The organism is Rhodospirillaceae bacterium (assembly GCA_018660465.1).
Lineage (GTDB): Bacteria > Pseudomonadota > Alphaproteobacteria > Rhodospirillales > JABJKH01 > JABJKH01.
In genome coordinates, this window is the sequence record JABJKH010000032.1 from 1 (window position 1) to 6214 (window position 6214).

The 6214-nt window shown below is 48.4% G+C and carries 5 protein-coding genes; 1 reads left to right on the forward strand and 4 read right to left on the reverse strand.

Annotation, left to right across the window (positions count from 1 at the left end; translation table 11 throughout):
• The 4 genes from HOM51_05735 to HOM51_05750 all read right to left on the reverse strand — a co-directional run.
• The coding region (locus tag HOM51_05735; GenBank protein MBT5034004.1) for a transporter substrate-binding domain-containing protein at positions 1 to 1973 on the reverse strand (1973 nt) is incomplete at its 3' end.
• Positions 1883 to 2860, reverse strand: a complete 978-nt coding sequence (locus HOM51_05740; protein ID MBT5034005.1) for an ABC transporter substrate-binding protein — start codon at positions 2858 to 2860, stop codon at positions 1883 to 1885. The genes HOM51_05740 and HOM51_05735, both read right to left, overlap by 91 nt.
• An 828-nt stretch (positions 2861 to 3688) precedes the next feature.
• Positions 3689 to 4057, reverse strand: coding sequence for a hypothetical protein (locus tag HOM51_05745; GenBank protein MBT5034006.1), 369 nt, complete (start codon positions 4055 to 4057; stop codon positions 3689 to 3691).
• Positions 4058 to 4460: 403 nt separating this feature from the next.
• The gene (locus HOM51_05750; GenBank protein MBT5034007.1) at positions 4461 to 4853 is read right to left on the reverse strand and encodes an acyl-CoA thioesterase; all 393 of its coding nucleotides are present in this window, start codon (positions 4851 to 4853) and stop codon (positions 4461 to 4463) included.
• 99 nt (positions 4854 to 4952) lie between these two features.
• Here HOM51_05750 and HOM51_05755 point away from each other — a divergent pair.
• On the forward strand, positions 4953 to 6214 hold a 1262-nt coding region (locus tag HOM51_05755; protein MBT5034008.1), incomplete at its 3' end, for a DNA topoisomerase IV subunit B.

A 6214-nucleotide genomic window follows, 5' to 3' on the forward strand; every position in this document is an offset into this window, starting at 1 on the left:
ACATCCATTTCCGTGGCCACCCCAAGGCCAAGCTGGTGAAGCCAAGCCCATGCTCCGACGACGGGAACACCGCGATAATCTGGATAGCCACCGGTGTTAACCGAGGGTTCTGATTGAGCAGTCTTGGTTTTCGAGTTTCTTAATTTCAGTGCGCCCACAATCATCTTGGTCATAGATCTATCAGCCGGGTCGGTGTTTGGCTGGTACCCTTGAGTCATATTGCCACCCGGGTCACGAATATCTAATTCCGCCCCAATTTTTGACTGATTGCTGATTAATCCGAGCGCTACCAAATCATCCTTGAACCGGCTCTCACTGACCATTTTAGCTTCGCCGTTAAAGGCATAGGTTTCACCCGATTTTCCGACGCGGCCAAATTGGAGAATTCTCGACAAGGCACCATGGGATGGAATGTGCTCCGCTAAGACTGCCAAAACGGAGCCGTTTTCATCGATAATTGGGGTCGCGATAAACATTGTTAGGGGCTGATTTTTGGCGCTGACAGTAGCGCCTGCACCCCGTTTGACGTCGTAACGAATGGGAGGGACGAAGACAGTCTCACCTTTGAAGGCTTTTTCGATCAAGCCCAGATGTTTCTCGGCAATTAAATTTAGTGTCCCCAAACTGGCATTTTCTCGGGCCCCAATATTTATTTTGTCTGGTGCGATAATAAAAAATCCGGTCGAACCAAATTGTTCGTTGGAGGTGAAAAATGCCCTTGCTTCACGCACCGCGAGCGAGCGTCCGAGAGAAGAGGACTCACGATCAGCCTTAAGAAGTTCTTGAGTTATCTTTACAAGCTCCCTGTCCTTTCCAAGTTGACGGAGGAATGCCTGTTTTTGTGATACCCAAATGTTCAGGCGCTCTATGGAACTGCTAAGGACGATTTGCAATTCTTCGCCAATACCTTTGACCACTCGTTCTTTGCTATCCGATATCGCCAGCCAATTCATGATTGCGACAACGGCAACCAGAAGGCTAAGCCCGGCCATGATAGAAATTCTGAACCCTGGCGCACCAAAGAAGGTCGAGATGTCTCTGTTCCCCATTGATCGCTTCAGGATTATTCCTATGACGCCGAATGCGGCCAGGAGGCCAAATATTGAAATCAAAAAGAATAAGACCGTCTTTGATGTTTCCGCCGAGGAAGTATCAGCGGGCTGCTTCGGCTCGCTTGACGCTGATGCAATCCAGCGGCTGACGAGTTTTTGCTTCTCGCCCCTTGAAACAGCGGTCATGGCCTTGGTAAGGATCGATCTTAGGACTGGCAGGTCCTTGCGGGTTGCGATCCAGAGTTTTTCGAGACCCGTGGCTCCCATTTTCAATTCGCCGGACATGAATAGACCGGTCATCAATTCGCTCTCGATGAGGTGGTTGAAGATTGCAAATTCACCAACCGTCGCGTCGGCTTGGCCGAAGCTCACCGCTTTCATCCCGCCGAGCACATCGTCAACTAAATGCAGTTTGATTTGAGGGAAGTCTCTTTTGAGGATTTCCTCTTGGTAAAATCCTTTAGGTACAGCGACGGTCTTACCGGCTAACTCTTCCAGGCTGGTGTAGGGTGTATCTTTTCTGCTCAGGATGGTATTGGGATTGGAGGCATAAGGTTTGGTGTAGAGAAGGTATTCCAGGCGTTCAGGCGTCTGAACGATGTTTAACATGACATCCAATTTGCCGCTCTTCATCATGCCGAGGAATTCGCTCCAAGTCGGTCCGGTGATGTAATCGACCTTTAGCCCAACCTTGGATGCGACCAAATTCATATAGTCAATTGAAAATCCCATTGCCTGACCGTCCTTGGCGAAGTTAAACGGCGGCCAATTGGTCTCATTATGAACGCGAATTTTTGGATGTTTGCGGAGCCATGCAGTCTCCGCATCCGTCAGAAACTCAGCAGATTTTTTTGGCGCGTAGAAAAACTCCCCACCGATGTTTTGGGTGTTGGTGAGCCCAAGTTCTGTATAAATTTCCATAATTTTTTGAAACGACTCGCCTCGTAATGTCCGATCTCAACAAACTTATGATTGATCAGCTTTTCAATTTCACCAGCTTCATATGTGAGGTGTTGGCGAGAGCGTTTGCTATTTTCATTATATTTTTGGAGGATCAAATCAATGATCTCGTCCTTGTTTTCGAGCGCATATTTCCATCCCTTGTGGGAGGCGCGTAAGAATTTCTCGACCCTTTCTGGATGTTCCCGCGTTTCCTTTTCCGAGGCGAATAAATTGTCGCCATAAAAATCAATCCCATGGTCGCGCGGGTCAATGATATTAACCTCGTGACCCCGAGACCGATACCAAAGCGGTTCATTTGAAATATAAGCAAACATGGCATCAACCTTGCCATCGACGAGTTCTCCGAACTGGTAATTATGCTGTTTCCATTTGACCTTGTTAAGATTACCCAGTGCTTTGAGAATCATCGCCTTGACCGGGGCGTCGCCGTTTCCCGCTGAATCGACCATCAATGTTTTGCCAAGCAAGTCGAACGGCGTTCGCAACCCTGATGAACGAAGCGTCAGAAATACCAGCGGCGAATGCTGGAAAATTTGAGAAAGCATAACGACCGGCTTGCCCTGAAGGCGTGATAACAGCAACCCAGAATCGGCAACGCCATATTCCGCATTTCCACTGATTACCTCTTCTATATTATCTTTCTTGGGATCACGTTCGACGATTTCAACATCCAAGCCTTCTTCGCGGTAGAAACCTTTTTCTTTCGCTGCGTAATAACCTGCAAATTGAAATTGGTGAAACCACTTAAGCTGAATTTTGACTTTCTCAAGTTCCTGGGCTTGGCCCGCCAGAGGGCACAGCAACACTCCAAATATGAGGGCAAAATATGCTAGCGCTGTTTTCATATATATATATTTCCAACATGTTTAGCGAAAAAATGTACGAATATCTTATTTAGTCTTTGCCGAATTTCAACTCAAATGAAATGGCCAGGTCGATCATCATTTCCGCGTGGAAAAATCCCTTTGGCTTAGTGACAGATTTGCCGAAATCTCGCTCCAATCGGTTGTAAGGTTAATCACCCCGGCTCAGGAAAAGGTTCGGGTTCGATGCATAGCCACTGGTAAAACGACGGTATTCTACACGTTCCAGAACCCGAACGATGTTCAACATGACATCCAAACAATTAGAACCGAAACCATAAAATGTAGCGGGCTGGGTCTCATCTTCCCTCTCGTAATATTACAGATAGCCGGTTGCCCAGAAAAATTAGGTCTTATCAACAGTGTAAGGAGAGGCACTCAGGAATACGAGTATATTTTGCAGCGTACTAATACCGTGGTCGCCCCTGGCAAGACCGAAAGTAATCGCAATAGACCGTCACAGGGGGAATTATTAGTCGGACTTGCCAACTTTAACGGTCGTTCCGAGCTCCCCAGCCAAGTACAGTTTTTTAAGGCCGATGGCGATAAACGTCAAAATCAAGTGTGGAACATAGACCAGATAAAAATAGAAGATCGTCTATATGAACAGTTCAGTACTGCCAATCCATTGCTAATTTTAAAACGGTTTAGAAAATTTTGCTGATGTATACACGGTATTGATCCTAACAATTCGAACGTTACGCCGTATTGGGAGCGAACAAAGGAAAAATCTCAGAATCGGAATACTTCTGAAAACGTCGCAATCTACCATATATTTTTGGAGTTATCAGACTGGGCTAATAGCGGGTTCTACCGCCCTGGCACTTTAACGGAGTAGGTTTTGGCAGCAGTTCCGTGAACCTTGTCATGGGCACGAATGCGGACCTCTTTAACTCCACCCGGAATCTTCACGCCTGAGAGACTCCGCGTAAAAGGCTGCTCATTCACGTGAGGATGATAAAGCGTTCTCACCCCAAGCACCATTCCATCGGGCCCAACAACTTCCCATCCATCAGCATAGTGCTTCCAACCGGTGTCACCGTGCTTCAGCGTCACGCTAAAGCTGTAGACCCCAGGAGAATTTTGCGACGCCCGGACTTTGACGATTTCGACATCACCAGCAAGGGCCGGCTGAACAGCCATTCCAAGTAATATAATTGCGGTCAAAATGTATCTCATGAGATAAAGACTAGCATTTTATTATTCATTAACCACATCAAATTCGAGTGAGCGAAAGCCTTAATTTTAAGCGCTTAAAAATAAATGTTGCTATTTTGTTCTCTTTTGTGTAAAACACAATCAACGAACGAAACACAGCGGTCACAGCCGTATATTTGTTAAGAAAATTGACCCAAAGAATGGAATGAACCCATGCAGATGTTAAATTTAACAAAAGACTTTGTCGCCCTTGGAACTGTCTTTGCTGCCGGATACTTCTGGATGCTGGTGGTCTAACTGAATCGGCCCGGCGCATTTTGTCGTCTTCACATATCCCCCACCCCCAGTGGCATGAAGAACGGCTTAGCCCCCCAGGCTCTTAATCCTCTGCGCCGGGCCCTTATTTTCTTTATTGATCGAAGCTTTAAGAAGCAGGAACAGGTCGTTTATTCCCGTCCTCATCAAGGGCCACATAAATGAATTCACCTTCCGTGACTTTCACCCTTTTCGGATCAGCCCGACCTTTTAGGACCCACGCCTCTATCAATATGGATAGAGACGTCGTTCCGATCCGCTCGACATGGCAATAACAACACAGGATATCACCGACTTTAACCGGTTGATGAAACGTCATGGCTTTTATTGCAACTGTTGCGACCCTTCCTTTGGCCCGCATGGAAGCTGTAAGACCTCCCGCAATATCCATTTGAGACATCAACCACCCGCCAAATATATCGCCACTGGGGTTCGTGTCTTTGGGCATCGCCTGGGCTCTAATCGCCAGTTCCCCCCGCGGTTCCGTACTGCCTTCTGTCATCGTCATATTTCCTCAAAAACCACAAGATATGGACATCACACTTTGAAAATCAACTGTATCATGCTTGCCCGCAGGGCAAAGGACTTTTAGAATACACCCATGAGTGACCTTTTCCAAAATGCAGCACAGGACGAAAGTGGCTATTCCGCCAAGGACATTGAGGTCCTGGAAGGATTGGAACCTGTTCGCCGGCGCCCGGGAATGTACATCGGCGGCACGGACGAGCACGCTTTGCATCATTTGGTTGCCGAGATCCTCGATAATTCCATGGACGAAGCTGTCGCGGGTCATGCCAGCCGTATTGAATTACACCTGAGTGCCGACAACACGATCCGTGTATCTGATAATGGTCGCGGCATCCCAGTTGACCCACACCCAAAGTTCAAGAAGCAATCGGCGTTGGAAGTTATCCTGACCACCCTGCACTCAGGTGGAAAATTCTCAGACAAGGCATATCAGACTTCTGGTGGATTACACGGCGTAGGTCTTTCTGTGGTCAACGCCTTATCAAATTCGCTGACCGTCGAAGTCGCGCGCAACCGGACACTCTACACCCAGGGCTATGCCTACGGTAAGCCGACCACCAAGCTTGTGAACAATGGCGCGGTTCAGAACCGTCGCGGTACGACGATCACCTTTCATCCGGACCCTAAAATCTTCGGCGATAAATTTCATTTCAGGCCGTCCACATTGTACCGCATGGCGCGCTCGAAGGCGTATCTTTTCAAGGGCGTTGAAATTCGTTGGTCTTGCGATGAAGGACTTGTGAGAGAAGGCGACGAGACGCCAACCAATGCTTCGCTTCACTTTCCAGGCGGTCTCGCCGATTTCTTGAACACCCATCTTGAGAATCGTAAGACCCTGACAGAAAACGTTTTTTTTGGACAGGCAACGCTCAATAGCGGGTCTGGCACGGTTGAATGGGCGGTTGCGTGGCCGCTGGATGAGGATGGATTCTTTAACTCTTATTGCAACACGGTCCCGACACCGCAAGGCGGCACCCATGAATCCGGACTTCGTTCTGCCCTGGCAAAAGGCCTGCGCGCCCATGCTGAACTACTGAACAACAAACAAGCGGCCAAGGTCATCACTGCCGACGACGTTGTTGGCGATGCCTGCATCATGTTGTCGGTCTTTATTCGTGATCCGCAGTTTCAGGGACAAACCAAGGAACGACTTGCGACTGTGGAAGCAACCCGGCTGGTCGAGAACGCGCTACGCGACCATTTCGATCACTGGCTTTCAGGCGACCCGAGAACTGCACGGTTTTTGCTGGATCACGTCGCAGATCGGGCAGCAACACGTCTACGGCGGAAAAAAGCCAAAGAAACCAAGCGCGCTTCGGCAACCCGAAAGCTGCG